The organism is Micromonospora sp. NPDC093243 (genome assembly GCF_044753725.1).
Classification (GTDB): domain Bacteria; phylum Actinomycetota; class Actinomycetes; order Mycobacteriales; family Micromonosporaceae; genus Micromonospora.
Genome location: NZ_JBIVNT010000009.1, coordinates 14,465 through 40,645, shown reverse-complemented (window position 1 = coordinate 40,645; position 26,181 = coordinate 14,465). Strand labels below are relative to the sequence as shown.

26 protein-coding genes are annotated in these 26,181 nt (G+C 74.0%); 6 read left to right on the top strand and 20 right to left on the bottom strand.

The features are described from left to right. Window positions 1-229: 229 nt before the first annotated feature. From ACIP9D_RS27135 to nadD, 7 genes are all read right to left on the bottom strand, one after another. Window positions 230-2,623 carry a ComEC/Rec2 family competence protein gene (locus tag ACIP9D_RS27135; RefSeq protein ID WP_350873982.1) on the bottom strand — a complete coding sequence of 798 codons (2,394 nt, stop codon included), beginning with the start codon at window positions 2,621-2,623 and terminating at the stop codon, window positions 230-232. A 44-nt stretch (window positions 2,624-2,667) separates the two neighbouring features. After that, window positions 2,668-3,486 carry a ComEA family DNA-binding protein gene (locus ACIP9D_RS27130; RefSeq protein WP_400451250.1) on the bottom strand — a complete coding sequence of 273 codons (819 nt, stop codon included), beginning with the start codon at window positions 3,484-3,486 and terminating at the stop codon, window positions 2,668-2,670. Window positions 3,487-3,841: 355 nt separating this feature from the next. Continuing rightward, window positions 3,842-4,609 (bottom strand): SDR family oxidoreductase, encoded by a 768-nt coding sequence (locus ACIP9D_RS27125; protein WP_350873978.1) that lies wholly within the window; start codon window positions 4,607-4,609, stop codon window positions 3,842-3,844. A gap of 84 nt (window positions 4,610-4,693) precedes the next feature. Then, window positions 4,694-5,569 carry a DegV family protein gene (locus ACIP9D_RS27120; RefSeq protein WP_350873977.1) on the bottom strand — a complete coding sequence of 292 codons (876 nt, stop codon included), beginning with the start codon at window positions 5,567-5,569 and terminating at the stop codon, window positions 4,694-4,696. A 44-nt stretch (window positions 5,570-5,613) separates the two neighbouring features. After that, window positions 5,614-6,243, bottom strand: coding sequence for a histidine phosphatase family protein (locus ACIP9D_RS27115; protein WP_350873976.1), 630 nt, complete (start codon window positions 6,241-6,243; stop codon window positions 5,614-5,616). Further along, entirely contained in the window at window positions 6,240-6,647 is a 408-nt protein-coding gene (gene rsfS / locus ACIP9D_RS27110) for a ribosome silencing factor (protein ID WP_350873975.1), read from the bottom strand. The genes ACIP9D_RS27115 and rsfS overlap by 4 nt, the downstream gene beginning before the upstream one ends. Before the next feature lie 109 nt (window positions 6,648-6,756). Further along, a complete protein-coding gene (nadD, locus tag ACIP9D_RS27105; RefSeq protein ID WP_350873974.1) occupies window positions 6,757-7,353 on the bottom strand; it encodes a nicotinate-nucleotide adenylyltransferase in 597 nt (198 codons plus the stop codon). A gap of 140 nt (window positions 7,354-7,493) precedes the next feature. Between nadD and ACIP9D_RS27100 the strand changes: the two genes are divergently transcribed. Then, entirely contained in the window at window positions 7,494-8,141 is a 648-nt protein-coding gene (locus ACIP9D_RS27100) for a PadR family transcriptional regulator (protein ID WP_350873973.1), read from the top strand. A 157-nt stretch (window positions 8,142-8,298) separates the two neighbouring features. Further along, on the top strand, window positions 8,299-9,504 hold the full coding sequence (locus ACIP9D_RS27095; protein WP_350873972.1) for an NAD(P)/FAD-dependent oxidoreductase: 1,206 nt from the start codon (window positions 8,299-8,301) through the stop codon (window positions 9,502-9,504). 54 nt (window positions 9,505-9,558) lie between these two features. On the opposite strand, the gene pepN is transcribed toward ACIP9D_RS27095, so the two are convergent. Further along, the gene (gene pepN, locus ACIP9D_RS27090) at window positions 9,559-12,075 is read right to left on the bottom strand and encodes an aminopeptidase N (protein WP_350873971.1); all 2,517 of its coding nucleotides are present in this window, start codon (window positions 12,073-12,075) and stop codon (window positions 9,559-9,561) included. 68 nt (window positions 12,076-12,143) lie between these two features. Between pepN and ACIP9D_RS27085 the strand changes: the two genes are divergently transcribed. Then, window positions 12,144-12,362, top strand: coding sequence for a DUF397 domain-containing protein (locus ACIP9D_RS27085; protein WP_350873970.1), 219 nt, complete (start codon window positions 12,144-12,146; stop codon window positions 12,360-12,362). A gap of 11 nt (window positions 12,363-12,373) precedes the next feature. On the opposite strand, the gene ACIP9D_RS27080 is transcribed toward ACIP9D_RS27085, so the two are convergent. After that, window positions 12,374-12,637, bottom strand: a complete 264-nt coding sequence (locus tag ACIP9D_RS27080; RefSeq protein WP_350873969.1) for a hypothetical protein — start codon at window positions 12,635-12,637, stop codon at window positions 12,374-12,376. Between the two features lie 401 nt (window positions 12,638-13,038). On the opposite strand from ACIP9D_RS27080, the gene ACIP9D_RS27075 reads away from it, so the two are divergent. Further along, window positions 13,039-14,286 carry a cytochrome P450 gene (locus ACIP9D_RS27075; protein WP_350873968.1) on the top strand — a complete coding sequence of 416 codons (1,248 nt, stop codon included), beginning with the start codon at window positions 13,039-13,041 and terminating at the stop codon, window positions 14,284-14,286. A 32-nt stretch (window positions 14,287-14,318) separates the two neighbouring features. Here ACIP9D_RS27075 and ACIP9D_RS27070 read toward each other — a convergent pair whose 3' ends face one another. The 5 genes from ACIP9D_RS27070 to ACIP9D_RS27050 all read right to left on the bottom strand — a co-directional run bounded on the left by ACIP9D_RS27070 (window position 14,319) and on the right by ACIP9D_RS27050 (window position 18,259). After that, the gene (locus tag ACIP9D_RS27070; RefSeq protein WP_350873967.1) at window positions 14,319-15,488 is read right to left on the bottom strand and encodes a zinc-dependent alcohol dehydrogenase; all 1,170 of its coding nucleotides are present in this window, start codon (window positions 15,486-15,488) and stop codon (window positions 14,319-14,321) included. Next, entirely contained in the window at window positions 15,485-16,123 is a 639-nt protein-coding gene (locus tag ACIP9D_RS27065) for a cyclase (RefSeq protein ID WP_350873966.1), read from the bottom strand. Before ACIP9D_RS27065 ends, ACIP9D_RS27070 begins: the two co-directional genes overlap by 4 nt. Before the next feature lie 213 nt (window positions 16,124-16,336). Next, on the bottom strand, window positions 16,337-17,011 hold the full coding sequence (locus ACIP9D_RS27060; RefSeq protein WP_350873965.1) for a DUF3618 domain-containing protein: 675 nt from the start codon (window positions 17,009-17,011) through the stop codon (window positions 16,337-16,339). Continuing rightward, window positions 17,008-17,469 carry a phage holin family protein gene (locus tag ACIP9D_RS27055; protein WP_350873964.1) on the bottom strand — a complete coding sequence of 154 codons (462 nt, stop codon included), beginning with the start codon at window positions 17,467-17,469 and terminating at the stop codon, window positions 17,008-17,010. The genes ACIP9D_RS27060 and ACIP9D_RS27055 overlap by 4 nt, the downstream gene beginning before the upstream one ends. 31 nt (window positions 17,470-17,500) lie before the next feature. After that, window positions 17,501-18,259: a hypothetical protein gene (locus ACIP9D_RS27050; RefSeq protein ID WP_350873963.1), complete on the bottom strand. Its 759-nt coding sequence runs from the start codon at window positions 18,257-18,259 to the stop codon at window positions 17,501-17,503. Between the two features lie 190 nt (window positions 18,260-18,449). Here ACIP9D_RS27050 and ACIP9D_RS27045 point away from each other — a divergent pair, with 190 nt between their 5' ends. Both ACIP9D_RS27045 and ACIP9D_RS27040 read left to right on the top strand, forming a co-directional pair. Then, the gene (locus ACIP9D_RS27045) at window positions 18,450-18,932 is read left to right on the top strand and encodes a DUF4383 domain-containing protein (RefSeq protein ID WP_350873962.1); all 483 of its coding nucleotides are present in this window, start codon (window positions 18,450-18,452) and stop codon (window positions 18,930-18,932) included. Between the two features lie 113 nt (window positions 18,933-19,045). Continuing rightward, the gene (locus tag ACIP9D_RS27040; protein WP_350873960.1) at window positions 19,046-19,705 is read left to right on the top strand and encodes a DUF6766 family protein; all 660 of its coding nucleotides are present in this window, start codon (window positions 19,046-19,048) and stop codon (window positions 19,703-19,705) included. Window positions 19,706-19,714: 9 nt separating this feature from the next. Here the strand turns inward: ACIP9D_RS27040 and ACIP9D_RS27035 are convergent, their stop codons facing one another. The 6 genes from ACIP9D_RS27035 to ACIP9D_RS27010 all read right to left on the bottom strand — a co-directional run bounded on the left by ACIP9D_RS27035 (window position 19,715) and on the right by ACIP9D_RS27010 (window position 26,162). Further along, window positions 19,715-20,164 carry a GNAT family N-acetyltransferase gene (locus ACIP9D_RS27035; protein WP_350873959.1) on the bottom strand — a complete coding sequence of 150 codons (450 nt, stop codon included), beginning with the start codon at window positions 20,162-20,164 and terminating at the stop codon, window positions 19,715-19,717. A gap of 70 nt (window positions 20,165-20,234) precedes the next feature. Continuing rightward, window positions 20,235-21,698 carry a GTPase ObgE gene (gene obgE, locus ACIP9D_RS27030; RefSeq protein ID WP_350873957.1) on the bottom strand — a complete coding sequence of 488 codons (1,464 nt, stop codon included), beginning with the start codon at window positions 21,696-21,698 and terminating at the stop codon, window positions 20,235-20,237. A 90-nt stretch (window positions 21,699-21,788) separates the two neighbouring features. After that, window positions 21,789-22,043 carry a 50S ribosomal protein L27 gene (rpmA, locus tag ACIP9D_RS27025; RefSeq protein ID WP_350873956.1) on the bottom strand — a complete coding sequence of 85 codons (255 nt, stop codon included), beginning with the start codon at window positions 22,041-22,043 and terminating at the stop codon, window positions 21,789-21,791. 11 nt (window positions 22,044-22,054) lie between these two features. Continuing rightward, on the bottom strand, window positions 22,055-22,369 hold the full coding sequence (rplU, locus tag ACIP9D_RS27020) for a 50S ribosomal protein L21 (protein WP_250797382.1): 315 nt from the start codon (window positions 22,367-22,369) through the stop codon (window positions 22,055-22,057). Window positions 22,370-22,534: 165 nt separating this feature from the next. Further along, a complete protein-coding gene (locus ACIP9D_RS27015) occupies window positions 22,535-23,020 on the bottom strand; it encodes a hypothetical protein (protein WP_350873955.1) in 486 nt (161 codons plus the stop codon). 133 nt (window positions 23,021-23,153) lie between these two features. Further along, window positions 23,154-26,162, bottom strand: coding sequence for an Rne/Rng family ribonuclease (locus ACIP9D_RS27010; RefSeq protein WP_350873954.1), 3,009 nt, complete (start codon window positions 26,160-26,162; stop codon window positions 23,154-23,156). Between the last annotated feature and the right edge of the window lie 19 nt (window positions 26,163-26,181).

Sequence of the window (26,181 nt, the reverse complement as noted above, 5' to 3'; positions counted from 1 at the left end):
CCGCACTCAGTGCAAATCCAGACATTTATTTCAATTCCCCAGATAAACCAACAAATCGCCACCCAGGACGCCGTAGACCTGGCCGGTGAATTCGGGGTGCACCGCCCTCGGCCGGTGGACCCGCCAGTGCGCGGTGGGTCGCGCCGCCCGTCGCCCGTCGCCCGTCGCCCGTCGCCCGTCGCCCGTCGCCCGTGGAGCGTGGACCGTCCGGCCGCCCTCGCCAGCCCCGTCAGGGCTGCGTCCCGGCGCTGAGGCCCCGCGCCACCACCGCGAGGCCGCCGTACCCGCGTACGGCCGCCACGTCTCCGTCGGTGTCGGTACGCAGCACCCGCACCCCGCCTCGCGAGAGCCGGGCGAGCAGTGCCGGGTGCGGATGCCCGTACGTGTTCCCCGCCCCCACCGGCACCAGCGCGACGGCCGGGCGGACCGCGTCGAGGAAGGCTCCGTCCTGATAGCCCGACCCGTGGTGCGCCACCTTCAACACCTCGGCCCGGAACGCGCTCGGCGGCATCCGGTCAAGCAGGGCCTGCTGCTCCTCGGACTCCGCGTCACCCGGGAGCAGGATCCGCACCCCCGCCACCGTGGCGCGCAGCACCAGCGAGTTGTTGTTGGGATCAGACCGGGTGCCGCGCAGCGGGTACGGCGGGCCGAGGACGACCAGCGCCACCCCACCGACCCGGTACGTCCAGCCGGCCGGCGCGGTGACCAGCCGGGCCCGCCCACCGGCCGCCGCCGCCCGGACCAGTTCCTGCCCGGTCTCCGGCTCGCTCCACCCCGGAGTGAGCACCTCGCTCACCCGCCGGCCACGGAACACCCCGGCTACCCCGCCGACGTGGTCGGCGTGGAAGTGGCTCACCACCAGCAACGACACCTCACGGATGCCGAGCCGGCGCAGGCAGCCGTCCACCGCTGCCGGCTCCGGCCCGGCGTCGACCACCACCGCTCGCCCGGCCGCGACCGGAAGCACCACCGCGTCGCCCTGCCCGACCGCGCAGACGACCACCACCCAGCCGGAGGGCGGCCAGCCCCGGGCGACCAGCCGGACCGGCAGGGTGCCGAGCACCACCGCCACGGTCACCACCGCCACGAGTCGGCGCACCACCGGCCGCCGGATGGCAACCAGCAGCGCCACGGTCAACGCCGCCAGTAGCAGCGCGCCCGGAACCCCGCCCATCCAGGGCAGCGTGCCCGCCGGCAACGCGGCGCCGTGCCGGGCCACCAGCACCAACCAGAACGCCGGCCAGCTCGCCAGCCACGCGACGAACTCCGCGCCGGGCGGCCAGAGCGGTGAGATCATCGCGGCCAGCACCCCGAGCACCGTGGCCGGCGCGATGGCCGGCACTGCGAGCAGGTTGGCCGGCACCGCGACCAGGCTGACCGTGCCGGAGAGCCCGGCGACCACGGGTCCGCAGGCCAGCTGGGCGGCCGCGGGCACGGCCAGCGCCTCGGCCAGCCCGGCCGGCACGCCCCGCCGGCGCAGCCCGTCGCGCCACCGCGGGGCGAGCAACAGCAGGCCGCCGGTGGCGAGCACGGAGAGCGCGAAGCCCGGGTCGCCGGCCAGCTCGGGGTCGAGCAGCACCAGCACCGTGACCGCGGCGGCCAGCGCGGGCAGCGCGGCACGGGGGCGGCCGGCGGCCAGCGCGGCGAGCCCGATCGCGCCCATCGTGCCGGCGCGCACCACGCTCGGCGAGGGGCGGACCAGGATGACGAAGCCCACCAGGGCCACCGCGCAGAGGCCGGCCGCGAGCCACGGCCCGGCCCGGGACCAGCGGGCGACCAGGAGCACCGCACCCACGACGATCGCCACGTTGGAGCCGGAGACCGCGTTGAGATGGGTCATGCCGGTGGCCCGGAAGTCCTCCTCGACGGTGGGCAGCAGCCGGCTGGTGTCGCCGACCACCAGCCCCGGCAACAGCCCGCCCTGCTCGGCGGGGAGCGGCGCGCAGGCCCGTTGCAGCCCGTCGCGGAGCGATCCGGCAGCGCGCTGCGGCCAGGACGGCGGACCGCGCCGCAGCGGCGGACCGGCGGCGCTGAACACGGCGGCGGTGAGGTCGCCGCCGCGGGGCAGGCCGAGCCGCCCCTCCGCGGTGAGCCGCTGACCGGGCAGCAGTCCACGCCAGGCCGGGTCGTTGACCAGCGCCAGCACCCGGACGGACGCGCTGATCCGCTGGCCGTCCGGCCCGACGAGGCCGACCAGCCGGGCGGGCACCAGCAGGGTGGCCGGGCGGCCGGGGGCACCGCGGATCGGTCGCGGATCGTCCCGTACGACCAGCTCGGCGGTGACGCTCGCCCGCTGCTCGGCGAGGACACGCACGGCGGGCGCGTCCCGTACGGCCAGCCGGGCGGCGGTGGCCGTGCCGCCGCAGACGACGCCGAGCGCCACCGCGACGGCGATCCACCCGTAGCGCCGGACGGCAGCCCGCGGCCGCCCGAGCCGACCCAACAGGTGCAGCGCACCGACGGCCGCCAGCGCGCCCGCCACCCCTGCCATCAGCAGCGCCCTCGGCGCGTCGAGGTAGAGCCCGGCCAGGGCGCTGAGCCAGGCCGCCACCGCCAGCCCGGCCAGCCGCAGGTCCGGCGGGTCGGCGGACAGCGACGTGCCGGTCGGGGCCTGCTCCGGCACTGACGATTGAGCGGTGGCGGCGTGGGGCGGGCGCGGTGGACTGCTCACACCGTCACCAGTTCCTTGAGCTGTTCGTAGCGGGCGTCGCCGATTCCCTCGACCTGCCGCAGGTCGCCGACCGACCGGAAGCCACCGTGCTGCTCGCGATGGGTGAGGATGCGCTGGGCGAGCACCGGGCCGACCCCGGGCAGCGCGTCGAGCTGCGCCAGGGTCGCGGTGTTGAGGTTGACCGGCCCGCCGGCGCCGGGTGCCGCGCCCACGCCGGGCGGTGCCGCACCGGGCGCCGGCTGGCCGGCGGCGCCGGGCGGCGCGGGCACCCCGACCACGATCAGCTCACCGTCGACGACCTTGCGGGCCGGGTTGAGCAGGGCCACGTCGACCCCGGGCAGCGCCCCACCGGCCGCCGCCACGGCGTCGGCGAGCCGGGCCCCGGGCGGCAGCCGCACCAGCCCGGGACGGCGTACCTTGCCCGCGACGGCCACCACCAGCTCACCGGCCGGGGTGGCCCCCGCCTCGGTGACGTCGGCCGCGACGGGGGCGGCGGCGCTCGCCGGTGACGGGACCGGCTCGGCGCGTGGCCTGGAGCGCCAGGCCCAGAGCCCGGCCCCGAGCACCACCACCACGGCGACGGCCGCCAGGGCACGCACCCCACGCCGCCCCGGATCGAACGCGCCCGGTCCGGGCAGCCGAGCCACCGCACCCGCCGCCGGCTCACCCGCCGCCGCCCGGTCAACCCCCTCGTCGGGCGAGGCGACCCGCACCCGGGAGACCGCACGGTCCAGCGGCGCACCCGAGGCCAGACCGGCCGGCAGCGCGGCCGGCGCCGCGCGGTCCAGCGGCGCACCGGCGGCCCGGCGATCCAGCGGAGCACCCGACGTCGCGAGGTTCAGCGGCGCGCTGGAGGTCGCGAGGTCCACCGACGCGCCAGGGGCCGGGCGGTGCAGCGGCGCGCGGTCCGCCGAGGCGGCGTGGGTCGGGTGTGCCGCGACCGGGTCGGCGAACGACGAGGCGGCTGCCGGCGCCGGCCCGGTGGGCGGTGCGGCCGTCAGGCGCAGCAGGCGTTGCCGTACCACGGTCTCGTCGTCGTGTGACACGGCGTGACGCTACGGCCGCTACCGGCCGGAACAGCCCCACCCGGCGTCGGCTGTGGACAGCCGAGCAGGCTGTGGAAAACGCCCTGATCACGCTGGTCTGTGCTAGCAGGGTCGGCGCGTCGGGTCAGTGTGCTTCCGGGTCAAGTCCGAGCGCCGCGCGCCCGCCGTCGACCGGGAGGATCACCCCGTTGACGAAGCCCGCCGACGGCGAGAGAAGCCATGCGACGGCATCCGCCACCTCCTCGACCCGACCGATCCGGCCCACCGGATGCAGCCGGTTCAGCTCCGCGCCGATCCGGGCGGCCTCAGCCGGATCCTGCCCGGCGAGGAAGTCGGCGTGCCGCTCGGTGCCGATCGAGCCCAGCGCGACCGCGTTGGTCCGAATCCCCTGCGGCCCGTACTCGACGGCGAGGGCCCGGGTCAGCCCCTCGACCGCGGCCTTCGCGGTGGCGTACGGCAGGCAGCCGGGCACCGGCCGGGTGGCCTGGTGGGAGGAGACGTTCACGATCGCCCCGCCGGTGCCGGCGGCGAGGAACCGGCGGACCGCCGTCGCGGCACCCGCGACGGCCGGCCGCAGGTTTGCCCCGATCAGGTCGAGCACCTCGCCGACCGGCGCGGCGTGCACCGAGGCGTCCCGGAACACCGCGGCGTTGTTGACCCACCCGGTCAGCGGCTCGGCCCGCTCGGCGAAATCGGCGGCGCGGGCGGTGACATCCTCGTCGCCGGCGTCGCCGACCACGCCGATCAGGCGGTCGGCGGCCGGATGACCGGGGAGCCATCCGAGCGCCTCGGCGTCGTGCTCGACCACGACCACGGTGCCGCCGGCGGTCAGCAGCCGCTGCACGACGGCCCGACCCACACCCCGGCCTCCGCCGGTCACCACAGAGGACACCGCCGCTGCTCCTCTCCCGGCACACACTGACGCCGGCCCGCTCAGCCCGACAGTCTCAAATATGGGGCAGTTCGACAGCGTCCGTCAGCTCTGGCCGGGGTCGCCGGACGCCGCCGGACGGCGGTGCACCACCACGCAGGCCAGGCCCGGTCCGGCATGCGCGGCGACCACCGCGCCGGCCTCCGACAGATACGTCTCGCGCACCTGGTCGCCGAGCCGCTCGATCAGCGCGGCGCGCAGCGCCTCGGCCCGCTGCGCCGCGGCGAGGTGGTGCACGCCCAGGTCGACCTCGGCGTCCCCGGCCGCCTCGACGGCCAGGTCGATGAGCCGTGCCACGCCCCGACTGGCGGTGCGGACCTTGTCCTTGAGCACGATCGCCCCGTCCGGCATGTGCATGATCGGCTTCACCGAAAGCGCGGTGCCGAGCAGCGCCTCGGCCGCGTTGATCCGGCCACCCTTGCGGAGGAACTCCAGGGTGTCCACGTAGAAGTAGATGGTGGTCCGGGCCACCGCGTCGAGCGCGGCCTGACGTACCCCCGCCAGATCCGCGCCCCCGGCGGCGGCCTCCGCGGCGGCGAGCACCGGGAAACCCAGGCCCAGACCGGTGGAGCGGCTGTCGACCACCGCGACCCGGCCGCCGAGCTCGTCGGCGGCCAGCCGGGCCGCCTCGACCGTGCCGGAGAGCTCCGCCGACAGGTGCACCGACAGCACACCCTCCGCGCCGGCGTCGAGCAGCTTGCGGTACGTCTGCGCGAACTGCTCCGGGGCGGGGCGGGAGGTGCTCGCCGAGACCCGCCGGCCGCTGAGCGCCCGGGTCGCGTCGGTGGGGTGGACCTCCACCCCCTCCAGCCCCTCCGCGCCGTTGAGCACGACGGTCAGCGGCACCACGGTCAGCCGATGCGCGTGCACCAGCTCGGGCGGGAGGTAGGCGGTGGAGTCGGTGACGACCGCGACGGGCATGCCCGGCACGCTAGCCGATGCCGACCCCGTCCGACGAGGCCGCGTCAGACCGCGTCGGCGACGGCCGGCGCGACGACCAGCCCGACGTTGTGCGACCGCAGGTGCCAGCCCCGTACGTCGTCGTGGCGCAGCTCGGTCCAGTGGCAGTTCTGCAGCGAGCCGACGGTACGCAGCACGCCCGACTCCCAGCCGAGCAGGTGCCCGACGCCCTGCCGGGCGCCGCCGCCGTGGGTGGCGACCACGACGGTGCCACCGGGCACGGCGTCGGCGGCCTCGGTGAGCGCCGCGCCGACCCGCTTGCCCAGGTCGTCCAGGGTCTCGATGTCCGCCCCCGGGTCCGGGTCGCCGGCCCGCCAGCGGGCGTACTCGGCGGGGAACTGCTCGGCGACCTCGGTGAGGGTGAGCCCCTGCCAGCGCCCGAAGTGGCGTTCCCGCAGCCGGGCGTCGCTGCGTACCGGCAGCCCGGTCAGGGCGGCCAGCGCGGCCGCGGTCTCCGCGGCCCGGCTGAGGTCGCTGGCGACCAGGGCGTCCGGACGCAGCCCGGCGAGCAGCGGCGCGGCGGCGCGGGCCTGCTCCCGGCCGAGATCGTTCAGGGGTACGTCGGTCTGGCCCTGGACCCGGTTGGCGGCGTTCCAGTCGGTGTTGCCGTGCCGCCAGATGATCAGGCGGGTCATTCCGCGGCGGAACCCGTGCCGGACTCGGCGTCGACCAGGTCGCGGTCGACGAACGGGATCGTCGGGCAGTCCTTCCACAGCCGGTCGAGGGCGTAGAACTCGCGCTCCTCGGTGTGCTGGACGTGCACCACGATGTCGACGTAGTCGAGCAGCACCCACCGACCGCCACGCTCGCCCTCGCGCCGCACCGGCTTGGCCTTCTCCGGCAGCTCCAGCAGGCGCTCCTCGATGGCGTCGACGATGGCGAGCACCTGACGCTCGTTCGGGGCCGCGGCGAGCAGGAACGCGTCGGTGATGGCGAGCTGGTCGCCTACATCGATGATGACGATGTCCTGCGCCTTCTTGTCGGCGGCGGCCTGGGCCGCGGCGGTCGCCAGCTCGTACGCGCGTTCAGAAACTGTCACCGTTCTCCTTCGATCAACCGTGCGACCCTTCAAGCGTCTCACATGCGGCGGCGTCCCGACTTGTCAGTTCTGGTCGATTACCCGGCCAGACGCCGCATAGCGGGCGTCGTCACGCCTGATAAAGGCGCCGCTTGGCGATGTACTGCACCACACCGTCGGGCACCAGGTACCAGACCGGCTCACCCCGGGCGACCCGGTCGCGGCAGTTGGTGGACGAGATGGCCATCGCAGGCACCTGCACCAGACTCACCGTGTCGGCGGGCAGATGCTCGTCGGTGAGCTTGAACCCCGGCCGGGTCACCCCGATGAAGTGAGCCAGTTCGAAGATCTCGTCCAGGTCCTTCCAGGAGAGGATCTTCGACAGCGCGTCCGCGCCGGTGATGAAGTAGAGCTGCACCTTCGGCCCGTACTCGTTCTGCAGATCGCGCAGGGTGTCGACGGTGTAGGTGGGGCCGCCCCGGTCGATGTCGACCCGGCTGACCTGGAAGCGGGGGTTGGAGGCGGTGGCGATCACCGTCATCAGGTAGCGGTCCTCGGCCGGGCTGACCGGCTCGTCCGCCTTCTGCCACGGCTGACCGGTGGGGACGAAGACCACCTCGTCGAGACCGAACCGGTCCGCCACCTCGCTGGCCGCGACGAGGTGCCCGTGGTGGATCGGGTCGAAGGTGCCACCCATGATCCCGATCCGCCGGATATCTTCCTCCACCCCGTGATCGTAGGCCGGACGCCGTCGCCGCCAGCTCGGGCCCAGCCCGGCGTGTGACCTTCCGGACGGGGTGGACCCGCGGGAAGGCCCGGCCCATATACTCGTCTGCAAGTAATCGTCAGCGAGCAGCGGAGGCCGCCATGCCGAGGCAGCGCAAGGTCGGCAACCTACTGGCCCTGGCCGTGCTCTCCGCCCTCGCCCAGCGGCCCATGCACCCGTACGAGATCGCCACCACTCTCCGCGCCTGGGGCAAGGACCAGGACATGGAGATCAAGTGGGGCTCCTTCTACACCGTCGTCCGCAACCTGGACCGACACGGCCTGATCACGGCGGTGGAGAGCGTCCGCGCCGGCCGGCGCCCCGAGCGCACCGTCTACCAGATCACCGAGGCGGGCCGGGCCGAGCTGGTCGACTGGGCGCGCGAGCTGGTGTCGACCCCGGAGCCGGAGCACCCCCGCTTCCGCGCCGGGCTCTCGGTACTCGCCGTGCTGCACCCCGACGAGGCGGCCGCGCTGCTGCGGCAACGCCTGGAGTTGCTGGAGGAGGGGATCGGGGTTGGGCGGGACGCGCTCACCGAGCACCTGCGGCAGATCCCGCGGCTGTTCCTGGTCGAGTCGGAGTACGACCTGGCCATCCGGGAGGCCGAGGCGACCTGGATCCGGGCCCTGCTGGCCGAACTGCGCGCCGGCACCTACCCGGGGCTCGACCAGTGGCGGGCCTTCCACGAGACCGGCGAGCTGCCGCCGGAGCTGACCGATCTCGCCGAGGGGGGTGGCTCCACGCAGTGACAGACGGCCCCGGCGCGGTGCGCCAACACCACGCCGGGGCCCTACCTCGGTACCGCACCTGGGAAGGTGCTCCGGCCCGAAGCGGCAACCACGAGGATAGCCGGGCTCCCTCCCAGGTCGGTGCCACCCGCGAGCACCGACGACCAGGGAGACCACCATGACCACAGTGCGCACGGCCATCGTCATCGGCGGCGGCATCGCCGGCCCGGTGACCGCGCTGGCGCTGCACCGCGCCGGCATCACCGCCACCGTCCACGAGGCGTACCCGAGCAGCGCCGACGGCCTCGGCGGCACCATCGCGCTCGCCCCCAACGGCGTCGCCGCGCTGCGCGCCGTTGGCGCGGAGAGCGCGGTGACCGAGCTCGCCACCCCGATCCACCGCACCGCGATGGGCGTCGGCCGTAAACACCTCGAACTGCCGGGGCTGGTCGGCGTACCGCCGCTGCGGGTGGTGCACCGCGCCGACCTGCACCGCGCGCTGCACGACCGGGCCGTGGCCGAGGGCGTGCCGATCGCGTACGGCAAGCGCCTGGTCGACGCGCGGGAGACGGCGGCCGGCGTCATCGCGCGGTTCGCCGACGGCAGCACCACCACCGCCGACATCCTCGTCGGCGCCGACGGAATCCGCTCGACCGTCCGTACGCTCATCGACCCGGACGCGCCCGGCCCGCGCCCCACCGGGCTGCTCGGCTTCGAGGCGGTGGCCCGGCACGAGGTGGACGCCGAGCCGGGCACCATGACCTTCGCCTTCGGCCGGCGCGGCTACTACCTCTACTGGCCGGAGCCGGGCGGCGGCACCCGGTGGGGGGTGAACCTGCCGCAGCAGCGGCTGATGACCCTCGCCGAGGCCCGCGCGGTGCCGGCCGCCGAGTGGCTGCGGGTCCTGCGCGCCGCCTACGGCGACGACGACCCCGGCCGGCAGCTGATGCTGACCAGCGACGCCGACGACCTGCAGGTGGTGGGCTCCCTACTGATCATGCCGCCGGTGCCGCGCTGGCACCGTGGACGGATGGTGCTGGTGGGCGACTCGGCGCACGCGCCGTCGAACAGCTCCGGGCAGGGTGCGTCGCTGGCCATCGAGAGCGCCGTGCAGCTCGCCCGCTGCCTGCGCGACCTGCCCGACGTCGGCGCAGCGTTCGCCGCCTACGAGCGGCTGCGGCGCGGCCGGGTGGAGAAGGTCGCCGCCCGGGCGGCCCGGATCAACCGGGCCAAGGCGCCCGGCGCGCTGGCCCGGACGCTGATGCCGCTGCTCATGCCGCTGCTGATGAAGACGGCGATGGATCCGGAGCGGACGGTGGGTCACGAGCAGCGCTACGTCATCGACTGGGACGCCCCGGTGACCTCCGACCCGGCGGTGCGCTGACCCGTCACCGGGCCGCCGGCGCGCGCCGCCTTTCCGCGCGCGCCGGCGGTCGGGTCAGGCCGCGGCGGCGGCGACCGCGGTGCGGGCGATGAGCGCCCGCCGCAGGTCGTCGTCGGCGTCGGTGACCACCCGGCGCAGGCCGGGCGTCAGGTCGTCGCGGGCCAGCAGCGCCACGGCGGCCTCCCGGGTCGGCTGCGCCACGGCGTAGCGGGGAAAGGCCAGGCTAGCCACCCGGTCGGCGGTCCACGGGGTACGCAGCCGCGCCACGGCGGGCATCTCGGCGAAGTACCGCTCGACGTACGCCGCGGTCAGCTCGGCCTGCTCGGGCTGCCAGAAGCCCTCCGCGGTCGCCTCGACCAGCCGGTTGGAGAGCTCGGTGTTGCTGACGATGATCTCCCAGGCCGCCTGCTTCGCCGCCGCGTCGGGCAGTGCCGCGCGGCAGCGGGCGGCCCGTTCGGCACCGGCCGCGCTCGGGTCCGCCGCTTCCTCGGCGGCGATCTCGGCCTCACCGGCGGCGCCGAGCACCACCAGCCGGCGCAGCACCGCCCAGCGCAGCTCGGCGTCGACGGCCAGCCCGGCGGGCACCGCGCGGCCGGCCAGCCAACCGGTCAGCAGGTCGGCGTCGATGGTGGCCGCGATCAGCCCTCGGGCGGCGGCGAGCTGCAGCGACTCGCCGGGCGCGGCGTCGGCGAGCAGCCGGGCGCAGGCGTCGCTGATCCGGGCCAGTGCCGCCTCCCGGGTGGCCGGATCGAGGTAGCGGTCGACCAGCGACCGGCTCAGGGTGAGCACGTCCTCGGTGATGATCACCTCGGTCTCCGCGGGGAGCGCGGCGGCGATCAGCGCGACCACGCCGGCGACCGGACGCTCGCCGTCCGTGGCCGCGTCCAGCGCCTCACCCCAGAGCAGCGCCCGGGCCAGCGGATCGGCCAGGCCGGGGAGCACCAGCGGTACGGCGTCGGCCGAGGCCGGATCGAGGCGCACCTTGGCGAAGGTCAGGTCACCGTCGTTGGGCAGCAGCAGGCGGGCGGCCGGTGCGCCGGTCAGCTCGTGCAGAACCGTCCGGCCGCCGTCGGCGCCCGGGTCGAGATCGACCTCGACCCGGTCGCGCGTGCCGTCGACGGCGTAGCGGCCCACGCCGATCCGGTGCGGGCGCAGCACCGGATGCGACTCGGGAGCGGTCTGCACCACGGCCACCTCGCTGTAGCGGCCGTCGGCGTCCACCGTGACCTCGGCGCGCAACGTGTTGACCTGCGCCCGGCGCAGCCAGCGCTCGGCCCAGTCGGAGAGGTCCCGACCGCTGGCGGTGGAGAGACTGGCCAGCAGGTCGTCGAGGGTGGCGTTGCCGAAGCGGTGCGCCGCGAAGTGCGCGTTGAGACCGGCGAGGAATGCCTCGTCGCCGAGCCAGGCGACCAGCTGCCGCAGCACGCTGGCGCCCTTGGCGTAGGAGATGCCGTCGAAGTTGAGCAGGCCCTGGGCGGCGTCGGCCACCTCCTGCGGAGCGACCGGGTGGGTGGAGGGACGCTGGTCGGCGGCGTAGCCCCAGGCCTTGCGGCGCATGGCGAAGGTCGTCCAGGCCTGGTCGAACCGGGTCGCCTCGGCGGTCACCCGGGTGCCCAGGTACTCGGCGAACGACTCGTTCAGCCACAGGTCGTCCCACCAGCGCATGGTGACCAGGTCGCCGAACCACATGTGCGCCATCTCGTGGGCGATGGTGCTGGCCCGCAGCTCCCGCTGGCTGTCGGTCACCGCCGAACGGAACACGTAGTCGTCGCGGAACGTCACGAGACCCGGGTTCTCCATCGCGCCGGCGTTGAACTCCGGCACGAACGCCTGGTCGTACTTGCCGAACGGGTAGCGCTCGGTGAAGAGCTGGTGGAACCGGTCCAGGCACTGTCTGGTGACGGTGAAGATCTCCTCGGCGTCGGCGTCCAGGTGCTCGGCGAGCGAGCGGCGGCAGTAGAGGCCCAGCGGGATCCCGTCGTGCTCGTCGCGGCGGACGTGGTAGGGCCCGGCGATCAGCGAGAAGAAGTAGGTGGCCAGCGGCGCGGTAGGGGCGAACTCCCAGCGGCCGGGCGCCGGGTTGGCGGCCACCTCGGCGTTGCCGGCGACTGTCCACTCCGGCGGGGCGGTGACCGCGAGGGTGACCGGCGCCTTGAGGTCGGGCTGGTCGAAGGCGGCGAAGATGCGCTGCACGTCGTCGAGGAAGGACATGGCGTAGAGGTAGGTCTCGCCGTCGGCCGGGTCGACGAAGCGGTGCATTCCCTCGCCGGTGTTGGAGTAGGCCATCTCGGCCTCGACGACGAGCGTGTTCTCGGCGCGCAGACCGGTCAGCGGCAGCCGGTTGTCGTCGAGCGCGTCGGGGTCGAGGTCGTCGCCGTTGAGCCGTACGGCCAGCAGCTTGGCGGGTTTGACCTCGGCGAAGGTCGCGGTGTCGGGGGTGGCTCGGAACCGGATCGTGACGTGCGAGTGGAACCGCTCGCCGTCGCCGGTCAGGTCGAGGTCCACCTGGTAGGACTCGACGGTAATCGACGCGCCACGCGCGGTCGCCTCTACACGGGTCAGGCTCGGCATCCGCTTATCCTGCCCGATGGGGATCCGGAGACGTTCCCCCCGCGACGCGTGGCACTGGAGGAAACACCATGTCTGTGCACCCCAAGGGCGACTTCGACCTGTCCCGGGCGGTCTGGCAGCGGGCCGACGGCGACACTTCCGAGAGCGCCGTGGAGGTCGCCTTCGTCGACGACCTGATCGGCATGCGCAACTCGGCCGAGCCGGACGGGCCGGTGCTGGTCTTCACCCAGGCCGAGTGGGACGCCTTCGTCGCGGGCGCCCAGGACGGCGAGTTCGACCTGGACTGAGACGGCCGGCGTCACGAGTCGCCGTCGCCCCAGCCCAGGCCGCCCGGACCGGGGGCGTGGTGGAAGCCGGGGTGGCCGGCCACGTCGGCGCAGCGCTCCCCGTCGGGGCCGACCGCGCCGCAGAAGAGCCGCTCGGCCCGGTGCCAGGCATCGGCGGGTGACAGGGCGGCCGCGCCGAGCGCCAGCTCGGGGCGGAGCAGGCTCAGCGCCTCGGCGTAGGCGACCGCCAGCTCCCGGGCGTCGACCGGGCCGGCCGCCGTGAAGCCCAGGTGCACGGTGAAGTGACGCGGCGGTCGGGTGGACCGCCGAGGCGGCGCGATCAGCGGGGTGTCAGCCCCGCCCGGCCCGACACCGGGCGCACCGATCGCCCGCCGCTACCGCCAGTACGGCGAACCGTTGCCCCGCATTCGTCCCTCCCCGTGATCGGTGATGCCGTGCCGCCCCGCCGCGCCGGCCCCTCCGGCCGTCTGCCCGCGCGGGCCGCTCCACGCAGCGAACCAGGTTTCCGGGCCCCTGGGAGGGGCCAGCGGATGCTTCGGTCCGCTGGCCCCTCCCCCACCGGCCCGCTCGGCGTTGGCCCGAGCGGCCCGGCGGCGGGGTTCAGGGGCGCTGACCTGGGTAGTCCGGCGTCAGGAAGATCCGGCGGCGACGCCCGTCACCCGCCTCAGGAGGCCCGATGGCGACCATCCCGGCCGACCGCAGTCCGGAGAGCACCCTCGCCCTGCTCCGCGACGGCTACCGGTTCATCGGCGCGCGCTGCGACCGGTACGACAGCGACATCTTCCAGACCCGGCTGCTGCTGAGACGGACCATCTGCCTGCGCGGCCGGCCCGCCGCCGAACTCTTCTACGACCCGGAACGCTTCCAGCGGGCCGGCGCGATGCCGCTGCGGGTGCAGCGGACGCTCACCGGACGCGGTGGGGTGCAGGGCCTGGACGGCGCGGCACACCGGGACCGCAAGACGATGCTGATGGCGCTGATGACGCCGACCGCCGTGCGGCACCTCGCCCAGCTCTTCGACGACGAGTGGCGGGCCCGGGTCCCGGTCTGGGAGGGGGCCGGACCGGTGGTGCTCTATCGGGAGCTGGGGCGGATGCTCACCCGGACGGTTTGCGCCTGGGCCGGGGTGCCGCTGGCCGAGGGGCAGGTCGTGCGCCGCACCGACGACCTGCACGCGATGATCGGCAGCGGGGCGGCCATCGGGCCGACGCACTGGCGGGGGCTGCTGGCCCGTCGCCGCGGCGAACGATGGCTGGCCGACCTCGTCGACCGGGTCCGGGCCGGCGCGCTGCCGGCGCCGGCCGGCAGCGCGCTGCGGGTCATCGCCGACCACCACGACACCCAGGGCCGGCCGTTGCCGCGCCGGATCGCCGCGGTCGAGCTGCTCAACGTGCTGCGGCCGACCGTCGCGGTCGACCGGTTCATCGTCTTCGCGGCGCTCGCCCTGCACGACCATCCGGCGTGGCGACAGCGGGTCCGCGACGACGACGAGGCCACCGGTTGGTTCGTCCAGGAGGTCCGGCGCTACTACCCGTTCTTTCCGGTCGCCGCGGCCCGGGTGCGGCGCTCCTTCGACTGGCAGGGCTACCACTTCCCCCGCCGACGGCGGGTGCTGCTCGACCTCTACGGCACCAATCACCACCCGGCGCTCTGGCCGGAGCCGGAGCTGTTCCGGCCGGAACGGCACGCCGGAGGCCGGCCTGATCCGTTCGGGCTGATCCCGCAGGGCGGCGGGGAGCACACCACCGGGCACCGCTGCGCCGGCGAGTGGATCACCATCGAGTTGATGAAGCGGGCGGTGACCAACCTGACCAGCTGCATGCTCTACGACGTGCCGCCGCAGGACCTGGCGGTGAGCCTGCATCGGTTGCCGACGCTGCCGCCCAGCGGTTTCGTGATCACAAACGTGCGGCGCACCGCCTGACCGGCGGGCCGGACCACGGCCCGGCCCACCGGTCAGGGGTGCAGCACCGTACGCAGGCAGCCGTCCTGCTTCTTCTCGAACAGCTCGTACCCGCGTACCCCCTGCTCCAGCGGCAGCGGGTGGGTGGCCAGGTAGCCGGGATCGATCTCGCCGGTGACGACCCGGTCCAGCAGCATCGGGATGTAGCGCTGGGCGTGCATCTGCCCCATCCGCAGCACCAGCGCCTTGTTCATCGCCGCGCCGAGCGGGAACTTGTCGACCAGGCCCGCGTAGACGCCGACGATGCTCACCGTGCCGCCCTTGCGACAGGCCATGATCGCCTGCCGGACCGAGACCAACCGGTCGGTCTCCAACCGGGCCGCCTGCTTGACCCGGTCGTACGCGTAGCTCGGGCCGACGTCGTGCGACTCCATCCCGACCGCCTCGATGCAGGCATCCGGACCCCGCCCGGCGGTCATCTCGCGGAGCGCCTCCAGCACGTCGGTCTCGGCGTAGTTGATCGTCTCCACACCGAGCCGCCCGGCGGCGGTGGCCAGCCGCTCCGGCAGCCGGTCGATGACGATGACCCGATCGGCGCCGAGGATCTGCGCGCTGCGGGCCGCCATCTGGCCGACCCCACCGGCGCCCCAGACGGCCACCACCTCGCCGCCCTTCAGGGCGCAGAAGTCGGCCGCCATCCAGCCGGTGGGCAGCGCGTCGGAGGTGAAGACCACGGCGTCGTCGGGCACCCCCTCGGGAACGGCGAACGCGCCGATGTCGCCGAAGGGGACCCGGATGTACTCGGCGTGACTGCCGGCGTAGCCACCGGCGGCGTGCGAGTAGCCGAGGATGCCGGCCGGCGAGTGACCCCAGAGCTTCTCGGTGAAGACCGGCTGCGGGTTGGAGTTGTCGCAGAGCGAGTACTGCTCGGTGCGGCAGTACCAGCAGGCGCCGCAGGCCACCACCGAGCCGACCACCACCCGGTCGCCGACCCGCAGTCGCCGCACCCCGGGGCCGGTCTCCACCACCTCGCCCATGAACTCGTGGCCGAGGACGTCACCCTCACGCATCGCCGGCAGGTAGCCGTTGATCAGGTGCAGGTCCGAACCGCAGACGCTGCTCGCGCGCACCCGGACGATGATGTCGCCGTCGGCCCGCAGCCGGGGCTCGGGCACGTCGCGCACCGCCAGCTTGCCGACACCTTCCCAGCACAGCGCCCTCATGCCCGTCCTCCCGCGCTCAACTTCTCCCGGACCCGGTCGGTCGCCCGCTCCTGCCGCGGGCTGCGACCGGACGGGTCGTGCCGGGTGTCGATGATCTGGCCGCACTCGATCAGTGACTTCACCCGGCGCAGGGTGTCCCGCAAGGCCAGGTCCGGCTCGTTCCCGGCGGCCAGGCCGAACGCCCGGCGCAGCGGGGTGGCCCGGTAGCGCAGTTCGGCCCGGATCTCGGTGCCCCGGCCCTGCGGGGCGTCGACCAACTCGACCCGCCCCTGCTGCGGGACCGGCCCGTCGGTGACCCGCCAGCGCAGTACGCCCGGCCCGTCGACGGTGATCTCGGCCCGCCACCCACCGTTCCCGTCGGCCGGATCGATCGACTCGCACCGCCACCGGTCGCCGTCGAGCTGCTCCAGGCTCGCCCACTCGGCCAGCGCCCGGTCCAGCCGCTCCCGGTCGGTCCAGAACCCGATCACCGCGTCCCGGGGCCGGTCCACGGTGACCCCTCGACGCACCACGTACCAGCCGTCCCGTCGCTCCGGTTGCCGCCGGCGCCGCCGGCGGGCCACCACCCGGCCCACCCCGGCGGCGGCCAAGGTGCCGGCGCCGAGCAGGGCCCACCTCGTCGCGTTGCTGGTCATCACGTCTCCTCCGTCCGGGCTGCTGCGGGGACTGACGCCCGTACCGGCAGCGCTACCCCGCACCCACCGCTCGAAACAACGATCCCGACGCACTCCGCCCCGTGATCGGGCGCTTCCCCACCCGACCCCGGCGGGACCTCGGTCCGGAACGGGGTCGGGCGGTTCGCTACCCGATCACGGGGCGGGTACGCGCTGACCGGATCGGTCAGGAGTTCACCGGCCGGCGGCCTGCTGCGCCTGGTCCTTGACGTCCTGCGCGGCCGAGCGGGTGTCGTCCTTGACCGCGTGCACCGCGTCCCGCGCGGTCGCCTGCACGGACTGCGTGGCCTGCTGCGCCGGCTCGCGCAGCTCGTCCCGGAGCTCGCTGGCGACCTCGGTCAGCTTCTCCTTCACCGCGCCGCTGTGCTCGCCGGCCTTCTCCTTGATCTGCGTCGCCACCTGCTGCTCGCGGCGGGTCGCCGGGATCAGCGAGGAAGCCAACCAGCCGACGCCGAACGCGATCAGGCCGGCGGCGAGCGGGTTGCCCTCCGACTTCTGCCGGATGACCTGCGGGGCACGCTGCGCGGCGTCGCCGACCGTGGAAGCCGCCGAGTGCGCGGCGTCGCCGACCGTGGAAGCCGCCGAGTGCGCGGCGTCACTGACGCTGGACGCCGCCGACGAGGCGCGGTCGCCCACCGAGTGGGCGGCGTGGCCGGTGCCGTGGCCGAGGTCCGACGCGGTTCCCATGACCTTGTCCCTCACATTCTGCAGCGCGGTACGGGCCCGCTGCTTACGGTCGTCGACGATGCGGCTCGGGCTGACCTTGTACGCCAGCGCGTCCACATCGGAGCTGAGGCTGTTTCGGGTGGCTTCGATCTCCCGGCGGATCTGGTCGGGATCGGTGCTCATCGGGTGACTCCCTCCGGGTGGGGCTTGAGCGCGTCGGGGATCCGCTGCACGCTGTCGTTGGTCTGCTTGAGGCCGCGTACGCGCTGCGCGTTCTTCTTGGCCATGGAGTAGAGGACCGCGGCGATCGCGGCCCAGAGAACGGCCACGATCAGCCCCGCCCAGCCGGCGTCCATCACGTTGGACAGCCCGGCCCAGAGCGCCAGCGAGAGGAAGAGGGCCACCATGTAGCCGCCGAAGCCGGCGCCGCCGAAGAGACCGGCGGCCTTGCCCGCCTTGCGCCCCTCCTGGCGGATCTCGGCCTTCGCCAGCTCCACCTCCTGCCGCATCAGCGTGGACAGGTCGCTGGTGACCTGACGCATCAGCTCACCGATGGAACTTCCCTTGACCTCCGCCGCGGTGTGCGGGGCGCCCGTGGCGGGTCCGGAGTCCAGTCCGGACCCCTGCGTCGGCATGCTCATGCCGCCGCCTCCCTTCGGATGGTTCGGTCGCTCACGGACGCACCGTCCCGCTCGACGGGACACCGGGCAGCGGGTCGGTCTGGGTCACCGGCGGCAGCGGCTGGCCGGTGCCACCGGCCGGGTCCGCGTAGCTGGTGGTGGTCTGCGGGTCGGCGTACGCGCCCGGGGTCGGGTCGAGGTAGCCGCCCGGCGGCACCTGCTCCGGGACCTGGCGCTGGGTCGGCGGGGTGGGGATGACGGCGGTGCGCTCGGGGTCGTCGTACCGGTCGTACGCCTGCCGGCCGGAGTCGCCACCGGCGGCGGAGATGTTGCGGGTCAGCCGACCGGCGAGCACACCGAGCACGGCCGCGCCGACCAGGAAGGTGCCCGGGTTGCGCCGGGCGTAGTCGCGCACCTCGGTGACCAGGTCACCGGGCTCGCGCGCCTCCAACCAGCCGGCGACGCCGTGCACCCGGTCGGCGGCCTGCCGGGCCAGCTCGCTCACCGGGCCGGCCTGGCCACCCTGCTCGGCCATCGTGCGCATCTCGTCGGCCAGCGACCGGAGCCCGCCGGCGGCCCGACGCTGCTGCTCGCCGGTCTGGGCGGCGAGCTGGGTGCGGGCCTCTCCGTAGAGGTTGCGCGCCTGCTGCGCGGCCTCGCGGCCGACCTCCTTGCCCTGTTCCTTGGCGGTCTCGGCGACCGCGCCGCCGGCGTGCGCGGCCTCCGAGCCGACCTGACGGGCCTGCTCGCGGACGCCGCCGCCGTTGGTGGACTCGTACGTCGAAGAGGTGGGTGACAGATCGTGAGTCATGATTTCCCTTCCGCTCGCAATTCCGTCGCGGTTGCACTGGGGGATCGGCGCCGGGTCGCCCCGGCGCCGCCGATTCACCTACCCTCCGTTGCCGCGTCCATACCTGTTCCGTCATTTCTCTGCGCCGCGGTCGGCCGCGACTTCACAATGGAGGACCGGCGGGCGGGACAGATCCACGGAGGTGGCATCGATGGCACGGGGCGCACGCGGTGGCCGACCGGCGGGGCCGAAGCCTCGGGTCCAGCTGGCCGCCGCGGCGGTGGCCGGGGTCTTCCTCCTGATCGGCGCGCTGGGCTTCGTCCCGGGTGTCACCACCCGCTACGACGAGCTGGGCCCCGCCACGCACCACTCGGGCGCCCTGCTGTTCGGCGTGTTCCAGGTGTCGATCCTGCACAACGCGGTGCACCTCTTCTTCGGCCTGCTCGGCCTGGCGCTGGCCCGCACCGTCGCGGGCTCCCGGGTCTTCCTCGGTGCCGGCGGCGCCCTCTACCTCGGCATCTGGCTGTACGGGTTCGTGATCCACCAGGAGAGCGTGGTCAACTTCCTGCCGGTCAACAACGCGGACAACTGGCTGCACCTCGGGCTCGGGTTCGGCATGCTCGCGCTCGGCCTGCTCCTGTCGAACCAGGTCGGCACGGGCACCCGGCTGGACACCCCCGCCGGCCGGCCCTGACCTCGGGCTCGACCCTCCCGCCGTTCCGCCGGCGACGCGCCGGTGCGGCGTTTGCCGATTCCGCCGGCGGGGCAACGCAGAGTTACCGGGTCACCGGGCGGAGGGGGATTGAGATGCCACGTTGGTTGCGGGACAACGCACTGGCCGTCGCCATGTTCGGCGCGTTCTTCGTCTTCCTGGTGCTGCAGAGCGTGTTCGGTTGGCAGACGCACAACGAGGAGCTGGCCGAGTTTGGGGCCGCCCCGATCGGTTGGCCGGCATACCTGGCCAGTGGGCACTTCGCCGAGGCGGTCTTCGAGAACTGGGAGTCGGAGTTCCTGCAAATGGGTGGCTACGTCCTGCTCACCGCGTACCTGGTGCAGCGGGGGTCGGCGGAGTCGAAGCCGGAGGGCCAGAACGACCGGCCGGAGGACGACGAGCGCCGGGCCACCCCGCAGTCACCCTGGCCGGTGCGGGTCGGCGGGCTGCCGCTGGTCGTCTACCGGAACAGCCTCTCCCTCGCACTGCTGCTCATCTTCGCCGGCTCGTTCGTCGGGCACCTGCTGGGCGGCACCGCGCAGTACAACGCCGAGCAGGCGCTGCAGAGTGGCGCGCCGCCGATCGGCGCGCTCCAGTTCCTCGGCACCAGCGACTTCTGGTTCCAGTCCATGCAGAACTGGCAGAGCGAGTTCCTCGCGGTGGACACCCTGGTCGTGCTGAGCATCTTCCTGCGCCAGCACGCCTCGCCCGAGTCGAAGCCGGTCACCGTCGCCCACGCCGAGACCGGCGCCTGAGCCCGACGGTCAGGCCGGCACCAGCAGCTGCTTGGCGAAGCAGACGCTGTACGGGTTGTCCACGTACGGGCCGTAGACCGGGATCCGCGCGTAACCGCACGAGGTGTAGAGCCCGATCGCGGCCGGCAGGTACGTCCCGGTCTCCAGGCAGAGCACCGCGTGCCCGCGCTGGAAGGCCAGCTCCTCCAGCGCGGCCAGCAGCTGACGGGCGATCCCCCGGCCCCGGTACGCCGGCCGCACGTACATCCGCTTGATCTCACCGGTGCCCTCGTCGAGCGCCTGGAGCCCGCCGCAGGCGACCGCCCGCCCGTTGACCACCACCGCGAGATAGCGGATGTCGTCATGGGTCACGGTGACCTGCCCGTCCAGCCCGCCGTCGGCCTCCCGCAGCTCCCGCTGCTGGGCGGTCACCAGGGCGGCGATCTCCGGATCGGTGGCGGGACGTGACTCGATCAGCATCGCCCCACGGTATGCCGGGTGGATTTCACCCAGGTTTCCGGGATACGACCCGATCACGGACGGTACGAGGCTAGTCAGCGTCCTCGAGGTCGTCCGCCACATCGGCGCCGATCCCGTCGCCCTCGATCTCGTCCTCCGGACGCACCCGGCGGGCCTTGCGCGCGGCCAACCGCTCGGCCGCGTTGGCCCGGCTCGACTTCTCCTCCAACCGCACGTCGGCGCCCCGGATGTGTGGGACGAAGTCGGCGTAGTGGGTGGGCTGCCAGTCGAACTCGCGCTCGCCGATCCGGACCAGGTCGCCGGGCTGCGCGCCGGTCTTGGCCAGCTTCTCCTCGACGCCCAGCCGGGCCAGCCGGTCGGCCAGGTAGCCGACCGCCTCGTCGTTGTCGAAGTTGGTCTGCCGGACCCAGCGCTCCGGGCGGGTGCCGCGCACCGTGTACGAGCCGTCCGACTCGGCCTCGATGGTGAACCCGGCGTCGTCCACCGCGGTCGGCCGGATCACGATCCGGGTCGGCTCGGCCGGCGGGGTCGCCGCGCGGGCCGCATCCACCAGCTCCGCCATCGCGTACATGAGCTCCTTGAGCCCCTCGCGGGTGGCGGCGGAGACCTCGAACACCCGGAAACCGCGCGCCTCGAGGTCGGGACGGACGATCTCGGCCAGGTCCCGGCCGTCCGGCACGTCGATCTTGTTGAGCGCCACCAGCCGGGGCCGGTCGGCGAGACCGCCGTACTCGTTCAGCTCGGCCTCGATGGTGTCGATGTCGGCCAGCGGGTCCCGGTCGAGCTCCAGCGTCGCGGTGTCGATGACGTGCACCAGCACCGCGCAGCGCTCGATGTGCCGCAGGAACTCCAGGCCCAGACCCTTGCCGCTGGCCGCGCCGGGGATCAGCCCGGGCACGTCGGCGACGGTGAAGGTGTGGTTGTCCACCCGGACCACGCCGAGGTTGGGCACCAGGGTGGTGAACGGGTAGTCGGCGATCTTCGGTTTGGCGGCGGAGATCACCGAGATCAGCGACGACTTGCCGGCAGACGGGAAGCCGACCAGGCCGACGTCGGCCACGCTCTTGAGCTCGAGCACCACGTCCAGCTTGTCGCCGGGCTCGCCGAGCTCGGCGAAGCCGGGCGCCTTGCGCCGGGCGTTGGCCAGCGACGCGTTGCCGCGACCGCCCCGACCGCCACGGGCCGCCTCGAAGGTGGTGCCCGCGCCGACCATGTCGGCCAGGACGGTGCCGTCGAGAGTCTGCACCACGGTGCCGTTCGGCACCTTGATGACCAGGTCGTGGCCGTTGGCGCCGTCCCGGTTCGAGCCGGCGCCACCCTTGCCGTTCTCGGCCTTCATGTGCGGACGGAAGTGGAAGTCCAGCAGCGTGGTCACCTGCGGGTCGACGACCAGCGAGACGCTGCCGCCGTGCCCGCCGTTTCCGCCGTCCGGGCCGCCGAAGGGCTTGAACTTCTCCCGGTGGATCGAGACACAGCCGTGCCCGCCGTCGCCGGCCTGCATGTGCAGGACGACCCGGTCAACGAACGTCGTCACGACGTCAATCCTTCCAGCGGGGACCGCCCCGCGCGAGAAAAAGCGAAGCGGGCCGGGACCCGGAGGTCCGCGGCCCGCAAAGCCTTCGAGTTACTGCTGCGGCACGATGCTGACGGTCTTGCGACCACGCTTGGTGCCGAACTGGACCGAACCGGCGGACAGCGCGAAGAGCGTGTCGTCGCCGCCACGGCCGACCAGGTCACCGGGGTGGAACTTGGTGCCACGCTGCCGGACGATGATCTCGCCGGCGCTGACGACCTGACCACCGAAGCGCTTCACGCCGAGCCGCTGGGCCGCGGAGTCACGGCCGTTACGCGAGCTGGACGCACCCTTTTTGTGAGCCATTGGAGGACGACCTACTTCCCGCTGGAGATGCCGGTCACCTTGACCTGGGTCAGCGGCTGGCGGTGACCCTGGCGCTTGTGGTAGCCGGTCTTGTTCTTGAACTTGTGGATCTTGATCTTCGGGCCCTTGGTGTGCGCGGCGATCTCGCCGGACACCGCGACCTTGGCAAGCTTCGCCGCGTCGGTCACCAGGTCGTCACCGTCGACGAGGAGCACCGCGGTGAGCTTCACCGCGTCACCGGGGGCACCGGTGAGCTTCTCGACCTCGATCACGTCGCCCTCGGCGACCTTGTACTGCTTGCCGCCGGTCTTGACGATCGCGTACATCGGAGGCGGACTCCCTGTCGTTGAGGCTGCTGGCGGTCGTCCCCGCGGCGGCTCGCCGGGTAGCAGTGGCACGGCGGCGCGGGCACGCGGGAACTCGGCACACCAAAGTGCGCCGCAGGTTAGCGTACGCCATGCCCGGCCCGCGACCCAAACCGACCCGGCCGGTCAGCGCGGGCAGAGCTGGTCCAGGCGCTGCTGGAGGCGGTCCAGCTCGGTCTCGTCGACCGCGTCGACGTCGGCGCCCATCGCGCCGACCTCCGCGCCCAGGTCGCTGAGCAGCGTCGTCAGCTGCGGATCGGTGGCTCGGGCCGCCTGCTCACGCAGGGCGCTCCGCCAGCCGGTGAGGGCCGCCTCGGCCCGCAGCCGGGCAGCCTCAGCCCCCGTGCTGTCGCTCGCGCCGGCCGCCGCGAGCATCCTGCCCAACTCTTCGACGTACGTCTGGATCCCGGTGACGCTGGCCTGCTGCGCGGCGGCGCAGACCGCCGGGCTGTTCCCGGCGCCCGCCACCGCGCTCCCGGCGGTGGTCGGCGTGCCGGCCGCCGGGGCGCTGCCGGCCGTGGTCGCCGGGGCGTCGGCCGGTCGGGCGCCCGCGCATCCGGCGGTCGAGGAGAGCCCGACGGTCAGCGCGGTGACGGTGAGCAGGCGGCGCATTCTCTCCTCCTTGACCGGTTCCGGCCGGGCCACCCGGATCCGGTCCGAGGTGGCTCGGGGTACGGGACAGGGCCCCGTCCCCGGTCACATTGCCGGGGCCGGGGCCCTGTCAAACACCTGCCTGGTCAGACCCTCACGGACGGGTACGCCGCCGGGCGCCACCACGGCGGGACCGACGACGACCCGCGGTGCCCTCGGCCTCGTCGGCGTCCTCGCCGAGCGCGTCCGGGTCGTCCGCCGCGGCCAGCCGGGCCGACTCGCCCTGCTGGCTGTCGGCGACGGCGGGCGCGGCTTCGGTGTCCGCCGCGTAGCGCGACAGGTCGTAGCCCATCGTGTCGTGGTAGTCGGCCTCCGTGTCGGTGGCCACGGCCGGCTCGCTGATCTCGACCGTCGCGCGCTCCGCCGGCGTGCTCTTGCGCGCCCGGCGCCGCGACGCCCCGCTGGTCGGCTCGGCCGCCGGGGTGGTGACCGCCGAGGCGACCGCCTTGACCTTCTCCCCGGCCCCACCGGTACGCGGCTTCTCCGGCACCGGCTCGGTGTGAATGATCACGCCGCGGCCCTTGCAGCACTCGCAGGTCTCGCTGAACGCCTCGAGCAGGCCGGCGCCGATCCGCTTACGGGTCATCTGCACCAGACCGAGCGAGGTGATCTCGGTGACCTGGTGCTTGGTGCGGTCCCGGCCGAGGCACTCGGTGAGCCGGCGCAGCACCAGCTCCCGGTTCGACTCCAGGACCATGTCGATGAAGTCGATCACGACGATGCCGCCGAGGTCGCGCAGCCGCAGCTGACGCACGATCTCCTCGGCCGCCTCCAGGTTGTTGCGGGTGACCGTCTCCTCCAGGTTGCCCCCGGAGCCGGTGTACTTGCCGGTGTTGACGTCGATGACCGTCATCGCCTCGGTCCGGTCGATCACCAGCGACCCGCCGGAGGGGAGGAAGACCTTGCGGTCCAGCCCCTTGAGGATCTGCTCGTCGATCCGGTACTCGGCGAAGACGTCGGTGGTGCCGGTGTGCCGGCGCAGCCGGGCGACCAGGTCGGGCGAGACGTGCGACAGGTACGACTCGACGATGTCGTACGACTGCTCGCCCTCGATCACCAGCTCGCGGAAGTCCTCGTTGAAGAGGTCCCGGACCACCCGGATCACCAGGTCCGGCTCCTCGTAGAGCAGCACCGGGGCACCACCCTCGGCCGCCTTGGCCTGGATGTCCTCCCACTGCGCCTGGAGCCGCTTGACATCCCGGGCCAGCTCGTCCTCGCTGGCGCCCTCGGCGGCCGTCCGGACGATTACGCCCGCGCCGTCCGGGACCAGCTTCTTCAGCACGTCCCGCAGCCGCTTGCGCTCGGTGTCGGGCAGCTTGCGGCTGATCCCGGAGGCGTTGCCGTTGGGCACGTAGACCAGGTGCCGGCCGGAGAGCGCGATGTGGCTGGTCAGCCGGGCGCCCTTGTGCCCGATCGGGTCCTTGGTGACCTGCACCAGCACCGAGTCGCCGGACTTCAGCGCCTGCTCGATCGAGCGCGCCCGCCCCTCCAGGCCGCTGGTGTCCCAGTTGACCTCACCGGCATAGAGGACCGCGTTGCGACCCCGACCGACGTCGACGAAGGCCGCCTCCATGCTGGGCAGGACGTTCTGCACCTTGCCCAGGTAGACGTTGCCGGCCATCGTCCCGGAGGAGTTGCGGGTCACGTAGTGCTCGACCAGCACGCCGTCCTCGAGGACCGCGATCTGGGTACGGTCGCCGCGCTGGCGGACGGCCATCACCCGGTCGACCGCCTCCCGGCGGGCCAGGAACTCCGACTCGCTGAGGATCGGCGGCCGGGTGCGCCGCTGCTCCCGGCCGTCCCGGCGGCGCTGGCGCTTGGCCTCCAGCCGGGTCGAGCCCGAGACGCCCTGCACCTCGTCCACGGTGCGGCGCGGCTCGCGGATCTTGACCACGGTGGGGACGCCGTCGTCCGCGCCCCCCTCGACGTCGCCGGCACCCCGGCGGCGGCGACGCCGACGGCGGCGGGTCAGCCCGTCCCCGTCGGTCTCCTCGTCCTCGTCGCCCTCGCCCTCGGCCTCGGTCTCCGCCTCGGCCTGCGTCGCCTCCTCGGACTCCTCGTCCTCGGAGTCGTCGGCGCCGCCCTTACCCCGACCCCGACCACGACGGCCGCGCCGACGCCGACGCCGGGCAGCGGCGCTCTCCTCGTCCTCGTCCTCGTCCGTCTCCTCGGCGGCCTCTTCGGCCTCCTCGGTCAGCTCCTGCTCCGCCTCGGCCGGCTCCACCGGCTCGACCTCGCGGCGCCCGCGCCGCCGACGGCGCGACGGCTCGGCCGCCTCCTCGGCGGCCGGCTCCTCGACGACCGGGGCGGGGGTGGGCTCGACCTGCACGACCGGCACCGACTCCGGCTGCGGGGCCATGAACAGCACGGTGGGCGCGGAGAGCGTGGCCCGCCGCCGGCGGGTACGCGGCTGCTCCGGCTCGGCGGCCTCGGCGGGCTCGCTCAACTGCTCGGTGGTGCCGGCCACGGCGACACCTGGCGACACCTCGCCGGACGGGGCCTCGGCGCCACGACCGGGCTCAGCCATGCCGCCGGTCACCGGCTCCTCCGCCGCAGCGGTGGGGGCCGGCGGTGCGGCCTCGGCCGGCAGCTCGCCGGCCGGCGCCTCCGCAGCCGGCTCGGCCACCGCGGGGGTGGCCTTCTTCCGCCGGGTACGGGTGACCTTGACCGGCGGAACGACCTCCGGGGAGGCGTCCTCGGCCGCCGCCGCGACCAGCGGCTCCTCGGCGGCCTTGGCGGGCGTCGCCTTGCGGCGGCGACGCGTGGTCTTCGGGGCGGTGTCGAGGTCACCGGAGACCGGCGCCAACACCTCCGCCTGCGGGGACTCGTCGCTACCGGTGCTCACGGCGGGCGCCTCGACCGGCGCCTCGGCCTGCTCCGGCTGGTTCAGCGGCGCGGCCCGGCGGCGGGTGACCCGGGTCCGCCGGGTGGGCGCGGGTTCGGCGACCTCGCCACCGGCCTCGACCGCGGGCTCCGGGCCCCGGTCGCCGACGGCGCCCCGGCTCTCGCCGGCCCCGCCGTCGACGGGGTTGTGCTGCTCGGCGGTTTCGCCGGCCGGCTGTGAACCGGTCCGTTCGCCGCCCTCGGGCTCGTTCTCGAGCATGGACGTTCTCCAGTTCTGG